16 protein-coding genes and 1 pseudogene are annotated in these 21,209 nt (G+C 38.7%); 11 read left to right on the forward strand and 6 right to left on the reverse strand.

Going from position 1 to position 21,209, the window contains the following annotated elements; translation table 11 throughout:
* The first annotated feature begins 1 nt into the window (after window position 1).
* From ACO1O5_RS07230 to ACO1O5_RS07250, 5 genes and pseudogenes are all read left to right on the forward strand, one after another.
* Window positions 2-3,214: pseudogene (locus tag ACO1O5_RS07230) on the forward strand (efflux RND transporter permease subunit).
* A gap of 11 nt (window positions 3,215-3,225) precedes the next feature.
* Window positions 3,226-4,494 (forward strand): TolC family protein, encoded by a 1,269-nt coding sequence (locus ACO1O5_RS07235; protein WP_486269168.1) that lies wholly within the window; start codon window positions 3,226-3,228, stop codon window positions 4,492-4,494.
* Between the two features lie 3 nt (window positions 4,495-4,497).
* The gene (locus ACO1O5_RS07240) at window positions 4,498-5,742 is read left to right on the forward strand and encodes a heavy metal-binding domain-containing protein (protein WP_486269169.1); all 1,245 of its coding nucleotides are present in this window, start codon (window positions 4,498-4,500) and stop codon (window positions 5,740-5,742) included.
* Window positions 5,743-5,787: 45 nt separating this feature from the next.
* On the forward strand, window positions 5,788-7,041 hold the full coding sequence (locus ACO1O5_RS07245) for an efflux RND transporter periplasmic adaptor subunit (protein ID WP_486269170.1): 1,254 nt from the start codon (window positions 5,788-5,790) through the stop codon (window positions 7,039-7,041).
* Window positions 7,042-7,193: 152 nt separating this feature from the next.
* Entirely contained in the window at window positions 7,194-7,739 is a 546-nt protein-coding gene (locus tag ACO1O5_RS07250) for a hypothetical protein (RefSeq protein WP_486269171.1), read from the forward strand.
* A gap of 47 nt (window positions 7,740-7,786) precedes the next feature.
* Here the strand turns inward: ACO1O5_RS07250 and ACO1O5_RS07255 are convergent, their stop codons facing one another.
* The 4 genes from ACO1O5_RS07255 to modA are packed head-to-tail and all read right to left on the reverse strand — an operon-like array spanning window position 7,787 to window position 10,505.
* Window positions 7,787-8,659, reverse strand: a complete 873-nt coding sequence (locus tag ACO1O5_RS07255; protein ID WP_486269172.1) for an ATP-binding cassette domain-containing protein — start codon at window positions 8,657-8,659, stop codon at window positions 7,787-7,789.
* Window positions 8,659-9,333, reverse strand: coding sequence for a molybdate ABC transporter permease subunit (gene modB, locus ACO1O5_RS07260; RefSeq protein WP_486269173.1), 675 nt, complete (start codon window positions 9,331-9,333; stop codon window positions 8,659-8,661). Before modB ends, ACO1O5_RS07255 begins: the two co-directional genes overlap by 1 nt.
* Window positions 9,326-9,733 (reverse strand): TOBE domain-containing protein, encoded by a 408-nt coding sequence (locus ACO1O5_RS07265; RefSeq protein ID WP_486269174.1) that lies wholly within the window; start codon window positions 9,731-9,733, stop codon window positions 9,326-9,328. The genes modB and ACO1O5_RS07265 overlap by 8 nt, the downstream gene beginning before the upstream one ends.
* 1 nt (window position 9,734) lies before the next feature.
* Complete coding sequence (modA, locus tag ACO1O5_RS07270) at window positions 9,735-10,505, reverse strand: molybdate ABC transporter substrate-binding protein (RefSeq protein ID WP_486269175.1); 771 nt, start codon at window positions 10,503-10,505, stop codon at window positions 9,735-9,737.
* Window positions 10,506-10,973: 468 nt separating this feature from the next.
* On the opposite strand from modA, the gene ACO1O5_RS07275 reads away from it, so the two are divergent.
* Window positions 10,974-12,077 (forward strand): fatty acid desaturase family protein, encoded by a 1,104-nt coding sequence (locus ACO1O5_RS07275; protein ID WP_486269176.1) that lies wholly within the window; start codon window positions 10,974-10,976, stop codon window positions 12,075-12,077.
* Between the two features lie 124 nt (window positions 12,078-12,201).
* Here the strand turns inward: ACO1O5_RS07275 and ACO1O5_RS07280 are convergent, their stop codons facing one another.
* Entirely contained in the window at window positions 12,202-13,752 is a 1,551-nt protein-coding gene (locus tag ACO1O5_RS07280) for an amino acid permease (RefSeq protein ID WP_486269177.1), read from the reverse strand.
* Window positions 13,753-13,880: 128 nt separating this feature from the next.
* On the opposite strand from ACO1O5_RS07280, the gene ACO1O5_RS07285 reads away from it, so the two are divergent.
* The 4 genes from ACO1O5_RS07285 to ACO1O5_RS07300 all read left to right on the forward strand — a co-directional run bounded on the left by ACO1O5_RS07285 (window position 13,881) and on the right by ACO1O5_RS07300 (window position 18,196).
* Window positions 13,881-15,137, forward strand: a complete 1,257-nt coding sequence (locus ACO1O5_RS07285) for a dicarboxylate/amino acid:cation symporter (RefSeq protein WP_486269178.1) — start codon at window positions 13,881-13,883, stop codon at window positions 15,135-15,137.
* An 18-nt stretch (window positions 15,138-15,155) separates the two neighbouring features.
* A complete protein-coding gene (locus tag ACO1O5_RS07290; protein WP_486269179.1) occupies window positions 15,156-15,872 on the forward strand; it encodes a DedA family protein in 717 nt (238 codons plus the stop codon).
* A gap of 8 nt (window positions 15,873-15,880) precedes the next feature.
* The gene (locus tag ACO1O5_RS07295) at window positions 15,881-17,101 is read left to right on the forward strand and encodes an MFS transporter (RefSeq protein WP_486269180.1); all 1,221 of its coding nucleotides are present in this window, start codon (window positions 15,881-15,883) and stop codon (window positions 17,099-17,101) included.
* Window positions 17,102-17,203: 102 nt separating this feature from the next.
* Window positions 17,204-18,196: a glycosyltransferase family 9 protein gene (locus ACO1O5_RS07300; protein ID WP_486269181.1), complete on the forward strand. Its 993-nt coding sequence runs from the start codon at window positions 17,204-17,206 to the stop codon at window positions 18,194-18,196.
* Window positions 18,197-18,202: 6 nt separating this feature from the next.
* Here ACO1O5_RS07300 and ACO1O5_RS07305 read toward each other — a convergent pair whose 3' ends face one another.
* Window positions 18,203-20,794 (reverse strand): PAS domain-containing sensor histidine kinase, encoded by a 2,592-nt coding sequence (locus ACO1O5_RS07305; RefSeq protein WP_486269182.1) that lies wholly within the window; start codon window positions 20,792-20,794, stop codon window positions 18,203-18,205.
* A gap of 238 nt (window positions 20,795-21,032) precedes the next feature.
* On the opposite strand from ACO1O5_RS07305, the gene ACO1O5_RS07310 reads away from it, so the two are divergent.
* Window positions 21,033-21,188, forward strand: a complete 156-nt coding sequence (locus tag ACO1O5_RS07310) for a hypothetical protein (protein ID WP_486269183.1) — start codon at window positions 21,033-21,035, stop codon at window positions 21,186-21,188.
* Window positions 21,189-21,209 lie beyond the last annotated feature (21 nt).

Consider the following 21,209-nt stretch of genomic DNA (forward strand, 5'->3'; position numbering starts at 1 on the left):
CATGGTAAACAAATTAATTGAGCTCTCATTACGGCACAGGTTTATAGTGCTTACTGTTGCCCTGGCGTTACTTGCCTGGGGCATATATAGCATTCAGCGGAATCCTGTGGATGCGATACCGGATTTAAGTGAAAATGAAGTAATCGTATTTACTGAATGGACCGGGCAAAGTCCCCAGATTATGGAAGACCAGGTAACATACCCGCTCGTAAGCAACCTGCAAGGTGTGCCAAAGGTGAAAGATATACGCGGCACTTCAATGTTCGGGATGAGTTTTGTATATATCGTTTTTGATGATGATGTTGATATATACTGGGCACGGACAAGGGTACTCGAAAAATTAAATTATGCACAACGCCTGTTACCACAAGGAGTAACTCCCACCATTGGTCCGGATGGAACAGGTGTAGGGCATATTTTCTGGTATCACCTGGACGCACCAAACATGGACCTTGGAGAACAACGAGCCTTGCAGGATTGGTATGTAAAATTTGCCTTGCAGACCGTTCCGGGAGTGGCCGAGGTGGCTTCTTTCGGTGGTTTTGAAAAACAATACCAGTTGGTAGTAAATCCTATAAAGCTCCAGTTCTACGGTCTTTCCCTGATGGATGTCATTAAAAAAGTGAGAGCTAACAATAATGACGTCGGTGGAAGAAAGCTCGATATGAGCGGCATGGGTTACATCATTCGTGGATTGGGCTATATCAAAAACAAAAATGATATCGAAAATATTTCATTGAGTAATAACAACGGCATTCCGGTGAGGGTAAAAGATATTGGAACCGTGCAAATGGGGGGCGACTTACGTTTGGGCATTTTTGATGCTAACGGCGAAGGCGAAGTGGTTGGTGGAATAGTAATTATGCGGTATGGAGAAAATGCGGACAAAGTGATACAGGCTGTGAAGAAAAAAATGGCCGATGTACAAAAAGGCCTGCCGGCGGGTGTTTCCTTTAAGGTTGATTATGACCGGAGCCAACTGATCGAAGCCGCTATAGCTAACATAAAAGACAAACTCATCGAAGAAATAAGTATTGTCTGCATCATCGTCATCATTTTCCTGATGCATTGGCGCAGCGCCCTCAGTATCATCATTCAAATACCCATAACCGTATCCGTTAGTTTTATCCTGCTCAACGCATTTGGCATGTCATCTAATATCATGTCATTAACGGGAATAGCGTTGGCCATTGGTGTTATTGTTGATAACGGAATCATCATGAGTGAAAATGCTTACCGTCATTTATCAGAATGGCAAAACGCCGATTCATAAACCGGCATAATAAAATTTAAAATGAAATTAAGAAAACCATATAAAAAAATTCCCCGGGCGGAAAGAATGCGTATAATTGAAATGGCTTGCAAGCAGGTTTCGCGTGGCGTATTCTTTTCAACTGTTATCATCATCACTTCATTTCTTCCTGTGTTTTTACTTACAGGCCAGGAAGGTAAATTGTTTCATCCACTTGCATTTACCAAAACATTCATATTAGTTGTGGACGCCATATTGGTAGTTACGCTTGCGCCGGTTTTGATTTCGTTCTTTATGCGGGGTAGGTTCAGGTCAGAAAGCGCTAACCCTGTTAACCGTTTTCTGGAAAAAATATACGAACCTGTTATCAGGACATGTATTAAATGGCGCAAGACCACCATAGGCATTATGCTGGTTGCTCTTGCAGCAAGTGTGCCAATGATAATGAGCCTCGGTTCTGAGTTTATGCCGCCGCTTGATGAAGGATCCATATTGTTTATGCCTGTTACATTGCCCGATGTTTCTAATAGTGAAGTGAAAAGGATTTTACAGGTACAGGATAAGATTCTCGCAGCTGAGCCGGAAGTAAAGTCTGTCTTGGGTAAAGCAGGAAGGGCCAACACAGCAACTGACAATTCTCCTATCAGCATGATTGAAACAATTGTAATGCTGAAGCCAAGAAGTGAATGGAGAAAAGGAGTAACCAAAGACAGCATCATTAATGAACTAAACAGTAAACTGCAAATACCGGGTGTTACTAACGGTTGGACACAACCGATAATTAACAGGATCAACATGCTGTCAACAGGAATAAGGACTGATGTGGGCGTAAAAGTATATGGGCAAAATCTCGACAGCATTTATGAATTTTCCCAGGTTATAAAAAAAGATTTGGAAGGAATTGCTGGTGTTAAAGATTTATATGTAGAACCAATAACCGGTGGTAAATACATTGATGTAAATATAAACCGCGAAGAAATTGCCCGTTACAACCTGAGTATAGATGATGTAAACGCGGTTATTGAAACTGCATTGGGCGGAGCCCGCATCACTACTACAGTAGAGGGAAGACAACGGTTTTCAGTGAATGCAAGATTCGGCCAGGATTACCGCAACAACATACAGGCACTTAAGAATTTGCAGGTTCAAACATCAGGTTTTGGCCCTGTACCCCTGGGTGCACTTGCCGATATAAAAATTACCGAGGGTCCCCCGATGATCAATTCTGAAAATGCCTTGCTTAGAGGAACGGTATTATTCAACGTAAGAGGAAGAGACCTGGGCAGCACTGTCCAGGAAGCACAGCAAAAGTTAAACGCTACCATAGGTCAAATGCCAAAAGGTTTTTTTATTGACTGGAGCGGTGAATATGAAAATCTTATTCGCGGTGAAAAGACGTTGAAGTTCATCATGCCTTTTGTGCTGGCTATTATTTTCATCGCCATGTATTTTGCGTTTGATTCAGCCCGGGAGGCGCTCCTCAGTTTGATCTCGCTGCCTTTTGCTCTAATCGGGGGCGCTTTCATCATATATTTCTGGGGTGTGAATTTATCAGTAGCAGTTGCCGTTGGCTTTATAGCATTGTTCGGGCTTGCTGTGGAAACCAACATTGTGATGATCATTTATCTCAATGATGCCATGCAACAGCTTGTTGCCAAAAAGGGAAATTCCAGGGAAACTATTACAAAAGATGATCTGAGTGAATATACAATTAGGGGGGCTGCTAAAAGGTTACGCCCCAAGATCATGACCGTTAGTGTTTCACTTTTTGCACTGGTTCCCATTTTATGGAGTTCTGGTGTGGGCAGCGATGTTATGAAGCCGATTGTATTACCGATGGTCGGGGGAGTAGTCACCTCAGCTATTTATGTATTACTGGTAACGCCACTTATTTTTTTAATGAATAAAGAATATGAATTGAAAAGATTTGGCAAGATAGAAGTAACTGAAGTAAAACCTTAAAAAGGAAAATTATGAAACAACTCATTATATCTCTAGCGTCCATTTTATTAGTACATGTTAAAACATCTTCGCAAACGCTTGAACTTAAGGATGTGGTGGATTCAATACAGCAATCTTTTCCGTCTTTAAAAGTATTTGATGCGAAAATAAATTCGCTGGATGCTGCCGCAAAGGGTGCCAGGAACTGGGATGCACCGCAGGTTTCCACTGGATTCTGGATGACACCTTATAACACAAGGCTTTGGAGTGGCTCCAAAGCTACCGGCACTATGCCAGCCCAAAATGGAATGGGGAGCTACATGATAAGTGCTGAGCAAATGTTCCCTAATAAAAAATACAATGAAGCCAATGAGGCCTTTATGACAGCCATGTCTTCTGTGGAAAAAGAAAACAAACAGGCAACATTAAATGAACTCATTGCCGCTGCAAAAAAAGACTATTACGAATGGATCATTATTGAAAAAAAATTATCTGTGCTTGCTGAAAGCGAAAAGCTGTTGCAGTTTATGATCACCAATGCAGAAACAAGATACAAGAATGGGTTAGGAAAAATAAGCGCTTATTATAAAGCAAAAGCATCATTGGGTAACATCGAATATATGCGTGTAGGCTTGCAGAATGAGATAGTTCAAAAACGAATTGCGCTAAATACATTAATGAACCGGGACAAACTTACTCCCTTTTCCGTGGATACAAATTATACTATTAAAGATTATTCAACAATGGTATTCGACAGTACCGTGTTTTATAATAACCGAAGCGATATAAAAGCGATCGATCAAAATATTCAGCTGGCTTACCTGCAACAAAATATAGAACAGGCAAGCTTAAAACCACAATTTGGAGTTCAATTCGGAAATATGTTTGGCTTTGGCGGATCACCCATCATGTTCAATTTGATGGGAACGGTAAAAATTCCGATGAACTGGTCAACGCGAACCAATAAAGCCAACATTGAAAGTATCCGGTGGAAGGTGGAATCTTTAAAAATCGAGAAGGCGTCTATGGCTAATGAATTCTCCGGCATGGCGTATCAATTGCAACAAGATATAACAGCAAAGCAAAAACAAGTGCAGTTATTTGAAAATAATATCATAGCTGCGCTTAAGAAAAATTATCAAAGCAACCTGTTGGCTTATCAGCAAAATACAGCCGAACTTTTTGAGTTGTATGATGCCTGGGAAACTTTGAATAACACAGAACTTGAGTACCTGGATCAGCTGCAACAACTGTTAGGCATGCAGGTTGACCTGGAGAAATTATTAGAGATTAAATCATGAGAAATGAAAAATAAATTATGTATTTATATAGCTTTTGTATTAGCAACTGCTTCGTTTATGCAAGCCTGTGATAATGCGAAGAATAAATCAGTTTCGCCGAACTCTTCATCGGCGGAAGTTTACACATGTTCTATGCACCCGCAGGTAAAAGAAAATCATCCCGGTAAATGCCCTATTTGCGGTATGACGCTAATTAAGGTAAATGCAAAGCCCGCTGCTATCAATAATGTTAACCTTGAATCATTACTCAAACCGACCAATGAGTATGTGGTGGCTTCCCTCCCGGTTACAACACCTCGTGAAGGTGATATTGATATTCCCGTGAAAGCATATGGAACAATTGAATCCGACACCCGCGCTGCCGGCACTATTTCATCAAATGTATCAGGCCGGATTGAAAAACTGTATCTGCGGTATCGTTATCAAAAAATAGAAGCTGGACAAAAAGTGATGGACATATATTCCCCGGAATTATTAACTGCTCAGGAAAATTTATTATTCCTGTTAAAGAATGATGCGCAGAATATTTCTTTCATCAGGGCAGCCAAACAAAAATTGCTGTTGCTTGGTATGAGTTCAACAGAATTAAATAAAGTTATCACATCAGGCAGACCCTTATACAGTGTTGGTGTGTATAGTAAGTACACGGGGCATGTTCATGATGCCGGTATGACGCATAATATGAATGAAACAGGAGTCAACATTAGCGCATCTGTCACCCAGGAACTGTCGTTAAGAGAAGGTATGTATGTGGAGAAAGGACAAACATTATTTATGATAATGAATCATCATAAAGCATGGGTTGCTTTACAAATTTTTCCGAATGACCTCTCATTTATTAAGAAAGGCGACAGCGTAAGGGCTGTTCCCGAAACAGAAACCGATGCGATTATAAATGGAACTATTGATTTTATTGAACCCTTCTTCAGGAACGACAATAAAACAATCACGGCAAGGGTATATTTCCATAATATGGATATGCTTACCGTAGGCAGCCAGGTTGCGGCCAGCATTTATACCGGACGTAAGAATGGTCTGTGGGTGCCACGGACGGCCGTGCTAACGCTTGGCATAAACGAAGTTGCCTTCATTAAATCAGAAGATGGATTTAAGGCGCATAAAATAACAACAGGTATCCGTACCAGTGAGAAGGTGGAAATACTTTCAGGGCTCAATACAGCTGATACCATAGCTACAAATGCCCAGTACCTGGTGGATAGTGAAAGTTTTATTAAAGCAAATGAATAACAAATAACTAAAAGAAAGATCAGTCACCTGCAAATAAAAGACAAAATGAAACACACGTTAAAAAATACTACTTTAATTATACAAGGACAAAGTGGAGTATTACTGAAAATTACATACTGCTTATTGCTTATTTTTTCTTCGTGCAAAGAAAAACCCAAAGAGAAGTTAGCGCCCGTAAATAGAAATGTTTACTATACTTGCAGTATGCATCCGCAGGTGCATGAGGATCATCCGGGAAATTGCCCTATCTGTGGGATGAAATTGATTGCTGTTTCCCTGGCCAGTAAGCCGGCAATGCCAACAGAAATTCACTTAAGTGGAGAACAAATAAGGCTTGGAAACATACAGGCAGATACGATAGGCAAAGGAAACGTCGGTGCCAAACTCCTTCTTACAGGGACCCTGAATTTTAACCAAAACGAATTGTCTTCAGTAAATGCCAGGGTGGAAGGCCGGGTTGATAAAATTTACTTCAAAAATGTAGGTGATTTTGTTCACAAAGGAGATAAATTATTTGATCTCTACAGTGAACAGCTGAATAATGCCAAACAGGAATACATAAACGCTTTGGAACAGGAGAGTACTATTGGCAATACGCTTATTAATTATGCAGCTGTGGTGGAAAGTGCTAAAAATAAATTATTGTTATGGGGCATGGGCGATGCACAAATTAAGCAAATTGCCGGGAGCAAAAAAGCATCCACGCTTACATCGTTTTACAGTACTGAGGCAGGATACATTACTTCGTTCGACGTTAATGAAGGTGATTATGTAATGGAAGGCGGCTCCATAGTGCAGCTTGCTAATCTTGCAACACTTTGGGCCGAGGCACAGGTTTATACAACTCAAATGTCTTCCGTAAATATGAATGATAAAGTCACCATTCAAATTCCGGATTTAAACAACATGGATATTAATGGAAATATAGATTTTGTAAATCCGGAAATGAATCCTGATACAAGAATAAACCTGATCAGGGCCACTATACAGAATAAGGATAACCTGCTGCATCCGGGAATGGCAGCCTATCTTATCATCAATAAAAAGCAACACAACTCTCTTACACTGCCATCAGATGCCGTATTAACAGACAGTAAGGGGTCTACAGTTTGGGTGCAGACAAAGCCGGGTGTTTATGAAATACGGATGGTGACAACAGGCGTGGAAGAAAATGATGCAGTTGAAATAACATCCGGGCTTAAGGATGGCGATGTGGTTGTAACAAGCGGCGCATACTTACTCAATAGTGAATTCATTTTTGAGCATGGTAAAAATCCAATGGCAGGAATGAAAATGTAAAACTGTTTTAAGTTATATTTTGAAATGCAAAGTTAGCTGCCGGGAACGAAAAAAAGGTGTTCCCTGAAATCTGCCAGCAGTAACGGCCTGGCGTAAATTGATTTTTTGTTATAGATTTAGTGTTACCATATTAACGTCTATACAATAAATACATGAAACTCAAAGATCTTTTTAGCATCATAATTAAAGTGTTTGGATTTTTTATTATTAAAGACATTTTAGCGTGGCTGCCTTATTTAATAGCACCCCTGCTTACTATGGCTGATCATGATGGAAGATTTGAAGCCGGAACTTTGTTAGTTACAATCCTTATAATGGCGTTATACTGTTCTATTGCCTATGTATTAATTTTTAAAACAGAATCTATGGTGGCTTTTTTAAAACTGGAACCCCAGTTAAGTGACGAGTACCTTACTTTCAATGTTTCCGCAGTGAATATTTTAACCATTGCATTAATAATTCTGTCAGGCTATATTTTGATTGAGGAAATACCCGGTTTTTGCAATTACCTCTACGCGTATTATGAACAATCTCAATTAAAATTCCAGGCAACAAAGCCGCCCATAGCTAAATTGATGGTATCGGCAGTAAAAATTTTAATAGCATTTTTAATAATTGGTGAACGTAAAAAAATAATACAACTTATTCAGAAAGATCAGCCTTTCCCTGAAGAGGAGGTAGTTGAACATGAGGAATAATGCCTCAGTAGGTTATGGAAAATTTTGGGTGGCCAAAGGCCCCTGTATCAAATTACCTGTATCACAGGATTAAAAACTTTTGACGTTACCAGCACTTTCTGCCCGACCTTCAAATTATTGATCTCATCTGCCGTAGCAATCATTTTTATAATGTTGTTCATGGAAAGGACGCTGACAATGTAAACAATGTCGTTTTTCCGGATGTCAATTATCTCGCCGGTAACATTAAATTTACTGCTCATCTTTTGTTCTGTAAAAACATCAAGTGGTTTGCCCTGCTTTATGATTTTCCCTTCGTCAAGTATTATAACGGTATCGGACAACCGGAATATTTCCGGCAGATGGTGACTTACTAATATTGTTGTGAGCTTATAATACTGATGAGCCTTGAAAATATAATCCTGCAATTTGAAACGCATTTCATCATCAAGGGCGGAGAGTGGTTCATCCAGCAAAAGAATTTTTGGCTGCCTTGCAATGGCTCTTGCCAGGGCCACCCGTTGCTGCTGGCCGCCCGATAAACTGGCGGGCTTGTTGTGTTGCAGTTGTTCCAGTTCCATCAATTCCAATAATTCCGGTACAATGTTGCGTTCCCTCTTTTTTTGCAAAGCGAATTGAATATTTTCTTTTACAGTCAAATTAGGGAACAATGCATAATCCTGGAAAACAAAACCAATGGAACGCTTTTGTGCGTGAAGGTGTATCTTCTTTTCGTTGTCATCCCAAATTTCATTGTCAACTTCAATAAAGCTTTCGTCTGCGTTAGTGAGACCGGCGAGTATGCGAAGAATAGTTGTTTTACCGGCGCCTGATTTTCCGAATAATGAAAATAATTGGCCATGCTCCAAAGTGAATGAAACTTCCAAAGGCATTTTACCTTGTGAGGTGTTCAATATCTTATATGCCCGGAACTGGATCATTACAAAAGGGTAGTCGCCCGTTTTTTATTGTTAATAAGGTGAACTCCCAAAAGAATTAAAAAAGTAAATAAAAATAAAATCAGCGCATATACGTTTGCGTTATGATAATTCATTGATTCTACTTCATCGTATACAGCAATAGATACCACCCTCGTTTGTTTAGGTATACTCCCCCCAACCATCAGCACAACCCCAAATTCTCCAATTGTATGTGCAAAGGTCATTACTATGCCGGTTAGCAGGGAAGCCCGGATGTTGGGAAGAAGGATTTTTATAAGCGTGGTAAATTTTGATTTCCCCAAAGTAAGCGATGCTTCTTTTAATGAGGCTGGAAGATTCCTGAAGCCTGCCACAACAGGGTTAACCATAAACGGCAAACTGTATATAATGGATGCAACTACTAACCCCGTGAATGTAAATACAAGGCGCAGATTAAAATACGTATCAATAAATCTTCCAAAAGTATTTGCAGGACTGAAGGCAACTAATAAATAAAAACCCAACACAGATGGCGGCAGAACCAACGGCAGCGTTACGATCACTTCTGCAACAGTCTTTAATTTGAATTTGCTGTAAGCGAGCCAGTAGGCTAGCGGTATAGAAATAACGAACAAAAGGATGGTTACAATAAGAGCCAACTTACAACTGAGCCATAATGGCGATAAGTCAATCATCAGGAGATACACTTATTTCATTTGTTTTTATGAGCGCTGTTACATGATCGTTTTCCTGTAAGTTCAGTTGTTTGCATGCATTTGCCGTGATAATTGAAGTTATGACTGTTTCACCAAACAACAACTCAAGCTGGCATAATATTATGCCGTTGTTCATGGATTGTATTTTGCATGGAAGGCGATTTTGTGTGCTCACTCTTACATCGGGGTCTTTTGAAATCATAACTTCAATTTCTTTAAAATGCAACGCTACCGGTTTTCCCTCTCTTAACCAATCGGCACTTTCAACATCATCCATAACTAATGAAGTAAACAGGCAATTATTTGGGCCCTGCACTTTCACAATGGATAAGCCTTGATGTGATTGTATTCCCTTTATAATCCCTTTTAATTGATTCATTTTATTTCTTTTGAGAAAAGCCATAGTAGGTTAAGATACTGACAGCTGCTGGTGACGAAATAAAATTGAAAAATTTAGTGGCTGTTGCATTTCCTTCAGCATGTTTCAGCAATGTATATGCCTGTTCTAATGACCTATGACTTTGTTCCGGAATAAGAAAATATTTTCCACCTTCGTTTTTCATTGCCGGGGACAGCGCAAGCGATAAGGCAACTACGCCTATATCGGCAGCGCCCGTTGTTACAAATTGAGCGGTTTGCGAAATGTTTTCTCCCATTACTAACTTGCCATTAATTTTATCATATAATTTAAAATACTGTAAACTCTCCTGTGCACGCTTGCCATATGGCGCATGAGAGGGATTGGCAATGGCAATTTTTTTAATGTCCACATCAAGCAATGTATTCATTCCTTCTTTATTGGGATCTGTTTTTTTACTCCAGAGAACTATTTGACCAATGCCATACGTTTTAATATCACCATTTATCAGGTCTTGATCTTTTAATTTATTCGGGTAGTCTACATCAGCCGAAAAGAAAATATCAAACGGAGCACTATTGGCTATTTGTTGATAGAATTTCCCGGAGGAGCCATAAACAACTTGTATATCCGCCCCGGAATTTTGCAACTTGAAAGAAGTTATGATTGAATCCATCGCAAATTTCAGGTCCGCCGCGGCAGCGATCGTAATTTTTTGCTGTTGTTGAAGGAATGCGAATGCACATAGCCCAATTAAGGTGACTCCCATAAATATCGATGTTATCTTTTTCAAAAGGATAGTAATTTAGATTTTGATGAGCCGTGGAAACAAATTTAAGAGTACTGAATCAAGATAGCTTTCGCCATAAATTAATTTTTAATAATATCTAAATTTATGTCTATCTCACATCTTAGAAAATTTTATCAACTCATTTTTATTCAGATTTTCTATTGGCGCCAATCGAACCTTATTAGAGCCACTCTCTACATCTCGTAAAGTAATTATAAGTACGGTTCTTTTTATTGGATAGATGTCCCCCTTATTGCCGGTTTTACAAGACAACTGGCATTATTTCATTTTTAAAGAAAGTGGACATTACGGCAGTAATTTGGTTACTGTAATGGCAATTAGCATTTTGTCATGAAAATGCTAATTGGTCTGATTTTGGTATAACAACTTTTTTATATAGGAAGTAATAATCAAGCATAATCGGTTAAAAAATAACCTAAGATGTTTGTAAAGTCAGTAAACCGAATTGTTATGGAAAAGACAACCAGGAAACCGACCTTTCTGAAAGTGCCGGCAAAACAAGACGTATTTCAACAATTAAGAGAAGAAGTTAATCACACAGTAAAACGACTGGAAAAAAAGCGAGAGCCTATAATTACCATCAAGGCGATTCTTTTTCCTGCCTTATATTTTTCATTTTACATTATTGCGCTGCTTGCTGGTAAAAACTCTTTGGTATTGTATGCCTGCTATCTGTTTTTAGGTCTTTTGATTGATTTGAATTTTCTTAATCTCATCCATGAAGCGGTACATAATGCACTTTTTAAAAGTAAGACGTTAAACAAACTATATGTACACTTATTCGACGTGATGGGTGCCAATAGTTATATCTGGCGCCTGAGACATATAAGGCTTCACCACAATTATCCGAATGTGTTGCAGTGGGATAGTGATTTCGAGCAAAGTCCTATGGCGAGGGTATTTCCTAATGCCCCTTATTCGCCAATACATCGCTACCAACATATTTATCTTCCCATGCTTTACCCCTTGTTCTTATTTAACTGGCTTTTTGTCCGCGACTTTAAAGACTTTTTTCGCAAAAAACAACTGGTGCATAAGGTGGCGAAAATTCCGGCAATTGAATATATTAAACTGGGTTTATTTAAACTTTTCTTCCTTACATATCTTATTGTAATTCCTAAATTAGTGTTGCATATAACCTGGATGCAAATATTGGTTGCATTTTTTATTATGATTTTAACCGCAAGTATATTTGGGTTAATCGTATTAGTTACTCCTCATGCCGTGCCTGATAGCTCTTTTCCAATAACGGATAAAAATGGCCAGTTACCTACAAGTTGGTTTGAGCATCAGTTACGCACAACTAATGATGTTGCAGAAGATAACTGGTTCACCAGGTTCTTCATGGGTTGTTTTAATTATCATATTGCGCACCATTTATTTCCATCAGTTAACCATGTATATTATCCTGAAATCACCGCACTTGTTAAAAAGTTTGCCGAAAAAAATAATCTTCCTTACCGACGCTTTCCACTTATAGTTTCCTTAAAAAAACATTACCAGTTGTTGAAGAAAAACAGCTTTAGCGATAACATTTTTGAAGAAGTTATGTAATAAAATTTACTTCATGTATTGGTAGGCTATAAACACACTTTTTTAATCTTACAAAACAACAGCAAAGTATTTCTTTAATTTCTTAACTACGTATAAGCTAAACTGTTAGTAAGGAGTTCGGTCTTTATATTAAAGGAGGTACCTCTTCCGGAATAACATGAGGGTTTTCATCTTCCGGAAATTTACCTGGGTTTCTCAGCCTGCTGTGATAGCGGCTATAACCAAAATAAATAATAAACCCTATAAGCAGCCAGCCTATCAACCTTGCCCAGTTTGTCCAGCCCAGGCCAAAGATCATAGCGCCACAAACAAAAATACCTAGAATTGATACCAGGCCTACAGCGGGAACCTTAAATCCTCTTTTGATTTCGGGATGTTTGCGCCTCATTATCCAAACGCCGGCACACACCAGCATGAAGGCAAATAAGGTACCTATGCTCGTCATATCTCCCACAATGTCGCCAGGAATAAAGGAAGCAAAAGAGCCAACAAATATTAAGAATATCAGGTTTGATTTATATGGCGTTTTAAACTTGGGATGAATTTTGGCAAAAATTTTAGGAACAAGCCCATCTTTACTCATAGAATAAAATACCCTGGACTGTCCCATTAGCATTACCAGGATTACTGAAGAAAAGCCTGCAAGAATTGCAATGGTTACAAGATTACTGAGCCATTTATAAGTTGGGATCCAAACGCCGTTGACCATTGCCCCGCTCATGTGTTCAATTGCATAAACTACTGATGCTTCTTTTCCTTGAGTTCTGAAATCATTAACTGAAGCAACTCCAGTGAGTACATATGAAAAAAGTATGTACAAAATTGTACAGATTACCAACGATCCAAGTATACCAATCGGCATATCTCTTTTAGGATTTTTCGTTTCCTGCGCAGCAGTTGAAACGGCATCAAATCCAATAAATGCAAAGAATACAACACCCGCTGCACCTAATATTCCAAGTATACCTCCATAATGATGTGATATTCCTTGTTGATCCGTATAAGTAGAATCGGCCGGGATAAAAGGTGTGTGATTTTCGGGCCGTATATATTGCCATCCCATTGCTATAACAACCACCACGATTGCAACCTTTAAAATAACAATGATCGCATTTACTACCGCTGACTCCTGCATGCCTCTTATCAATAATAAACTAAGTACGATAATGATGAATAAAGCTGGAATATTCATGATACCATGAATGCCGGAAGTAGAAACTTCAAACGGTGAATGACACCATTGATAAGGAACATTCAGTCCAAAAATTTGCAACAGTTTATTAAAATATTCGCTCCATGCGATAGCTACCGTTGCGGCACCAACACCATATTCAAGAATGAGATCCCATCCTATAATCCACGCAATAAACTCGCCCATGGTTGCATATGAGTAAGTGTAGGCACTTCCTGCTATTGGAATCATCGACGCAAATTCTGCATAACACAATCCTGCGAATGCACACCCAATGGAAGCTACAATAAAACCAATCGTTACCGAAGGCCCTGCATTCTGAGCTGCGGCTGCAGCTGTTCTTACAAAAAGCCCTGCGCCTATTATAGCACCTATGCCCAGGGCAATTAAATTAACCGGACCCAAAGTTCTTTTCAATGTATTGCCCGATTCGCTTGCCTCAGCCATAAGGCTGCTCATAGGTTTAGTAATAAATAAACTCATATAAATGAATTATGGTTTTGGTTATCAATTTGGAAAAGTAAGGAATTAATTTTTAAAATATTGAACCAGTGTGTAATTTTTAACCGCTACGCTTTATAACACATTTTAAATATTATATTGCAAACTTTATGGGTTTTACAAAGACTATCAGTAAAAATAAGAACAGGCTTACCATTTATGTTCTCATAGCAATGCTTGCAGGAAGCTTGCTTGGATACATCGTGCATGAAAATTCTTCATCTTCTTTTGTTGCTTCTTTTTCGGTTAACATGAATTTATTAACCACCATTTTTTTAAGATTGGTACAAATGATTATTGCACCGTTAGTATTTTCAACATTGGTGGTAGGCATCGCAAAATTGGGTAATTTAAAAACCGTTGGGCGAATAGGTGGTAAGGCGCTTTTATGGTTTGTTTCTGCGTCCCTGGTAAGTCTATTTATCGGCCTTGTATTGGTGAATTATTTCCGGCCCGGGGATGCCATCAATTTAAGTGTAGCGGATGTGTCTGCAGCAAAGGATTTAATGACGAATACGCAACAGTTTTCTTTAACCAATTTTGTGGAGCATGTTTTTCCCAAGAGCATTTTTCAATCTATGGCGTCAAACGAAATTTTACAAATTGTAATTTTTAGTGTTTTCTTTGGAATTGCTGCTACAGCCATTGGTGATTATGCAAAGCCTCTAATAAAGGCGCTTGAAAGTGTGTCGCATGTAATTTTAAAAATGGTTGGGTATGTAATGAATTTCGCTCCTCTTGGTGTATTTGGCGCTTTGGCCGCAGTTATTGCCACTAACGGATTTAGCATATTTCGATTCTATGGCGATTATCTTTTCTTTTTTGTTATCGGCATTTTTCTACTGTGGTTGGTACTAATCGCCGTTGGTTATTTAATTTTAAAGAATAGAGTTCCCTTACTTTTAAAAAGAATTGCACAGCCGTTATTAATTGCCTTCAGTACCACAAGCAGCGAAGCTGTTTTTCCCAAACTAACGGAAGAGCTTGAACGCTTTGGCTGTCCGGAAAAAATTGTTGCATTTACGCTACCGTTAGGATATAGTTTTAACCTTGATGGCAGTATGATGTATATGACATTCGCGAGTGTTGCCATAGCGCAGGCATATAGAATTCATATGGACGTAGGAACGCAAATTACCATGTTGCTCGTGCTAATGCTTACCAGCAAAGGAATTGCGGGTGTGCCCCGTGCCGCACTGGTCGTAGTGTTAGCAACTTGCGGTATGTTTCATATTCCACCTGCAGGAATTGCTTTAATATTGCCAATAGATCATTTTTGCGATATGTTTCGCACTATGACTAACGTGCTGGGAAATGCATTGGCTACATCAGCCGTAAGTAAATGGGAAGGTGAACTTGCCGATTAATAATTTAAAAAACTATCAGTGGAATTATTAGACATTTTAGGAATAAGTATTAGAGATTTACTGAACCCTCATTTCTATATACAGCACGGCGGCTTATGGATGATATTGTTTATTGTGTTTGCCGAAACAGGATTGTTTGCCGGTTTCTTTTTGCCAGGTGATGCTTTGCTTTTTGTTACGGGTATTTTCAGCAGTACAACAAACCATGTTCCGGGCATTGTCGCCTCAGCGATGTTTGAAACCAACAGTCAATGGGCAGATCTTTTTATTTTATGGTTGCTGATTTCGATAGCGGGAATTTTGGGAAATTATGTGGGGTACTGGTTCGGGAAAAAAAGCGGACCTTTTTTGTTTGAAAGAAAAGATACGTTCTTTTTCAAAAAAAAATACCTGGTACAAGCGCATGAATTTTATGAAAAGAATGGAGGCCAGGCTATCGTGTTGGCAAGGTTCGTTCCGTTTGTTAGAACCTTTGCGCCCATAGTAGCAGGTATCGTTTTAATGAACCATAAAAAATTCGCTTACTATAATATGGTTGGTAGCATATTGTGGGTTGGTAGTATGTTATTTGCCGGCCATTTTTTGCAAACCTTCATCATGCACCAGTTTCACTTCGATTTAAAAGAACATCTTGAAGTAATAGTAGTGGGTATTATTGTGGTTACTACGTTCCCGGTTTTATGGAAGGTATTCGTTCCTAAAAAAAAGGAAGGTAGGAACAATACAACTATTTGATTTTTGATATGAACAAGAAACAGATTGCGGTGTTTTCGATTCCTGTAATTGTTGCAGCATTAGGCTATTTTGTCGATATATACGACTTACTTCTTTTCGCTATCGTTCGTATTCCCAGTTTGAAATCGCTTGGCTTAAGTGCAACAGAAATAGACAAACAGGGAGAATTGATCCTGGGTATTCAAATGATTGGTTTGTTGATCGGTGGTATTATATGGGGAATAGCGGGCGATAAGAAAGGAAGACTTAGTATACTTTTTGGCTCTATTATATTATATTCTCTTGCCAACATTGCTAACGGCTTTGTGCAAACCGTACCTCAATATGCCATCGCCAGGTTTATCGCTGGTATTGGCCTAGCCGGTGAATTGGGCGGCGGCATTACCTTAGTTGCTGAATTGCTGAGAAAAGAACAGAGAGGAATTGGTACCTCACTGGTGGCAGGCCTCGGACTAACGGGAGCCGTAGTCGCTTTTTTTATATCGGAGAGATATGATTGGAGAATTTGCTATTTCATTGGTGGCGGTCTCGGTTTTCTTTTGCTTATAATGCGTGTAAGTGTATTCGAATCGGGAATGTATCAATCAATGGATCGCTCCGTAACTAAAGGAAACTTCCTGATGTTTTTTAGTAACAGGAAAAGGTTTAAGAAATATGCCTGCAGCATTTTATTGGGCCTCCCAACATGGTATGTAATAGGTATTCTTATTGCCTTCTCCAATAAGTTTGCAAAGGGCTTTGGCATCAACGAAGACGTAAGCCCGGGCAAGGCTACCATGTATGCATATATCGCAATCTCCATCGGAGATGTGTTAGCAGGTCTTCTTAGTCATGTTTTAAAGAGCAGGAAAAAGGCGTTGTATGTTTTTTATATCATGACCATAGTAATGATATCATTGTATTTCATGCAAACGGCCGCGAGTAGTGCCGCTACCATGTATTGGATTTCCGGGGGGCTTGGACTGGCAACCGGTTTCTGGGCCATATTTGTAACTATGGGAGCCGAGCAGTTCGGGACTAATCTTCGGGCAACCGCGGCAACCACCATTCCCAATATGGTCAGGGGTTCTTTGCCTTTAATGCTTTTGCTTTTTAACGGTTTACAATATTATTTCAACTATGTTATGAGCGGTTTTATCACGGGCGTTATCGTCATGATAATTAGTATAATAGCTGCTGTATTGAGCGAAGAAACATTTCATAAAGAGCTTGATTATATTGAAATGTAGCCCTTCCTTCCAAATGAAGGTTATAAAACAGATGATGCTAAAAACATAGAAAATTGTATGAAGGTAAATTGATATTTTTATTAGTGTAAATCAGCGTAATTCTTGGCAAAAAAATTTCTAATTATCCGGTTTTCTTCCATTGGCGATATCGTACTAACTACGCCGGTTGTACGCTGTTTGCGCAAACAGTTTCCCGACGCAGAAATCTGGTTTCTTACAAAAAAAAATTTTGCATCTATTGTAGAATCGAACCTTTACTTAACTAAAGTTATCACGCTTGATGATGATTTTGAGGATACCGTAGATGTTCTTAAAGAAGAAAAGTTTGACGCTGTGATTGATCTCCATTTTAATTTACGAACGCTGAGAATTAAACAGGCGTTAAAAGGTGTCCCCTTTCATTCTTTTAATAAGTTAAATACCCAAAAATGGATATATACTAACTTTAAAATAAACCTGATGCCTGAAAAACATATCGTTGACAGGTATATGGAAACTGTCTCAGGCTTGGGCGTGGTTAATGATGGATTAGGCCTTGATTTTTTTATTCCTGAAAATGATAAAGTTAAAGATTCAGATATACCTTTTTCGCATTCACAGGGGTTTTTGGCCATTGCCATTGGCGCCGCTCATTTTACAAAAAAATTGCCCGTAGATAAATTAAAAGACCTGTGTGCTAAAATTGAATACCCGGTTATTTTGCTCGGAGGCAAAGAAGACTTTAATAACGGCGCTGATATCAGCAGTGTTGATTCTATAAAAATCTATAACGCCTGCGGCAAATTTTCGTTAAATGAATCTGCTGATATTATTCGCAGATCCAATTTGGTAATAAGCCACGATACGGGACTAATGCATATTGCTGCGGCTTTTAAAAAAATGGTATATTCTGTTTGGGGCAATACAGTTCCTTCGTTTGGAATGTATCCTTATAATACTGAATATAAAATTTTCCAGGTGAACAAATTGTGGTGCAGGCCTTGCAGCAAAATTGGGTTTGATAAATGTCCCCTGGGTCATTTTAAATGTATGAATAAAATTGAAACAGATGAGATTGCGAATAGCGCACAAAATTTTCTCAGCCAAAAACATTGAGGCCATTTAAACATATTGATTTTTTATCACAGGCTGCTGATTCGTTTCACTCAACGGAATATTTACGTGCCAGGTACAACCTTTTCCCGGCGAAGAAATTATTTCCGCATAACCGCCAAAATTTTCGGCCCGATTATAAATATTGGTTATTCCCAATCCTTTTTTGAAGGAAACTAAATCAAAACCTCTTCCGTTATCCGTCACCGTTAGGTTTAGGACATCGTCTTTTTCAGACACGCTAATATTTACCTTGTTTGCATTGGCATGTTTGAGAATATTATTAATTACTTCCTGTATAATACGATATACTGCTAATCTAAGTGGCTGCGTTATTTTGCTTTCAGACAATTGACCGAATGTAAGGTTGACTTCAAAACTTTTGGGGATGTGTAATTTTTCGGCAAAGACTTTTAATGCGGCACGAAGGCCATTCATTTTTAATTCTGAAGGAGTAAGGTTGCGGCTTATATTGCGGAGTTCTTCAATCGCTTTTTGAACATAATCGAGGCTCTGCGATACGAGAGATTCTTTAATGACTTCCTGTTTTTGCGCCGTCTTTAAATACAATATTGCTGCCGCCAGTAACTGGTTTACATTGTCGTGTAATTCTGCCGAAAGTTCATTTCTTTCTTTTTCCTGGGCATCAATTACTGCATTAACAACATCTCTCTTTTTTTGCTTTTCAGTTATCAGGACCTGTTCCTGCAAATCACGTTCTTCCGTTACGTCCTGCATCGACCCAATTACCCGTACCGCTTTGCCGGTTTTATTTCTAATGATGTATGCCTGGTCAATTACGATTTTATAAGAACCATCGGCACAGAGATATTTATATTCAAGCTGCCAGCGTGAAGCATCACTATTGAATGATTCTTCAACAATTTTCATAACGTTGGCAATATCATCCTTGTGTATTTTATCATAATTGTGCGGCTCATACAGGTCTGTCATTTCGTAACCATAAAGATTTTTATAACCGCCGGTTCTTCTTATTTTATTTTCTTTTAGGCTCCAGTCCCAAATAACATCACGGGTGGCTTTGCCTGCATATTCAAATAGTTCATTACTCCTTTGCAGGGCACGCTGGGTTAATAATTCAGCCGTAATATCAATAGACTGTCCTCCTTCAAGATAATTACCTTCAACATCCTGTATTGGAAATTTAAAAGTCCGGTAAGAATGCACTTTATTGTCCGAATCCGTCCACTCATGAAATAATTCAATGCTTTTCTTTTTTATGAGGACATCTTCGTGTGGCAATAGAACTTTTTCTCTTTCTGAAATTGGCCGACCATTCCCGATCGTTTTGTTCAAACGATCATCGGTATAATTAAAGGAAGTTTTAAAGCGTGTATTCATGTATTGCAGTACACCTTTCGCATCTGTAATCCAGGCTAATAATGGTGCATTTTCCATAAAAGATTGAAACTGGTTTCTTTCTTTTATAATTTCCATCTTGTCATTCACCTGGCCCGTAATATTAAAAGCCAGGCCGCCGATGAGTCTTTTTTTATTGTGGTGACCTACCGGGAATTTATAAACCTGGAAACAAAGTTTTTCACCGTTCCCGGCAACGCTATCTTCAAAAGTTTCGATACCCGTATTTTTTTCCAGCACTTCAAGATCGCTCGCTTTGCAATTAGGCTTCATTGAAACAGGATAATAATCAAAAATATTTTCACCAATTGCGCTGTCGGGCAGGCCAAAGGAATTTTGAAATAAAGTGTTCATATAGTGCAATATGCCATCTTCATCATTTATCCATCCAAGTGCCGGGGCATACTCCATAAAAGTATGGAACTGATCTTGTTCTTTAACCCGGTCAAGCTCTGATTTCTTTTGGTCAAGACTGAATTTGTTTTCGGTAACTTCTTGTTTTGCCACTTCACTGATCATCGCAACAAAACCCGTCGTTTTTCCCGTTGAATCTAAAATTGCGTTTACTTTTCCTTGCAGACGCAATTGGTTACCATCCATTTTTTCGACTAAAACATCACCGTTCCAGAAGCCATTGGCTTGAACCTGTTTCTTAAAATTAATTACCGAATCATTTACAAAATCTATTTTGCCAATCTTGTGTGAAGGAGCGCTAGCGCCATTTTCATATGATAAATTAAACATCATTTCCGCTTTACGATTCCAGTTCTTAATGCAGAAATTTTCGTCGCTCGATATAATTGCGTCCGAAATGTTGTCAAGCAAAACGGCCTGTTGTAATAGGGTATGTTCTGCCTTTTTGTGTTTTGTAATATCCGTGCCTAAAAAGCGGATGCCCTGCACCTTGTTCTTTTGATTAACAATTGCAGTTACTTCCCATTTGAACCAGTTTTCGGAGGTAGCTGTTGTAGTTTGTATTTCAATGCAAATAATTTTACCAGGATTATTGATGCATTCATTGTTAGCTTCGAGGAATTTTTCCATTTGGAAAATTTGGGCCACTTCAGTAAACAGGCGCCCTTTCCATTCTTCATTTTCCAATCCAAAGTATTTCTGAAATAACCGGTTCATATGTAAAAACCGGAAGTCAGTATCGGTGAAGCCACATAAAAATTCTGAAGAGTTGTTGAGATGTGATATGTCCGTCAGGAAGGAATCCATGTCAGTTTTTCGGAATTGGTAAAAGAATTTGAGACAACAATTTAGGTAATTTATTTTATTTCTGATCAAGGCAATGTATTATAACGAAGTATAGCTGCATTTTATTGAATAGAAATTATGCTTTATGTGATGTAATGTTTTGCAAATAAAATCACCCGTTGACCGGGGCAATGCACCATGGGATTTAACTTTTTATTTCGGGCCTTCGTAAAATTTTTGTAACATATTTACACTCAAAATGATGCAGTATAAAACCGTTCTTCTACTGGTGATGTCTATACCAATAATGCATGATTGTATGGCTCAGAAAGTGATCGTACACGCATTTATGGAAAATAGAAAGGCTTCTATAAAAAGTGATACTATTTACTATGATTTTAACAGGGACCTGTAATGGAGTGATTTTAAAGGGAAG

The organism is Ginsengibacter sp., from assembly GCF_057362405.1.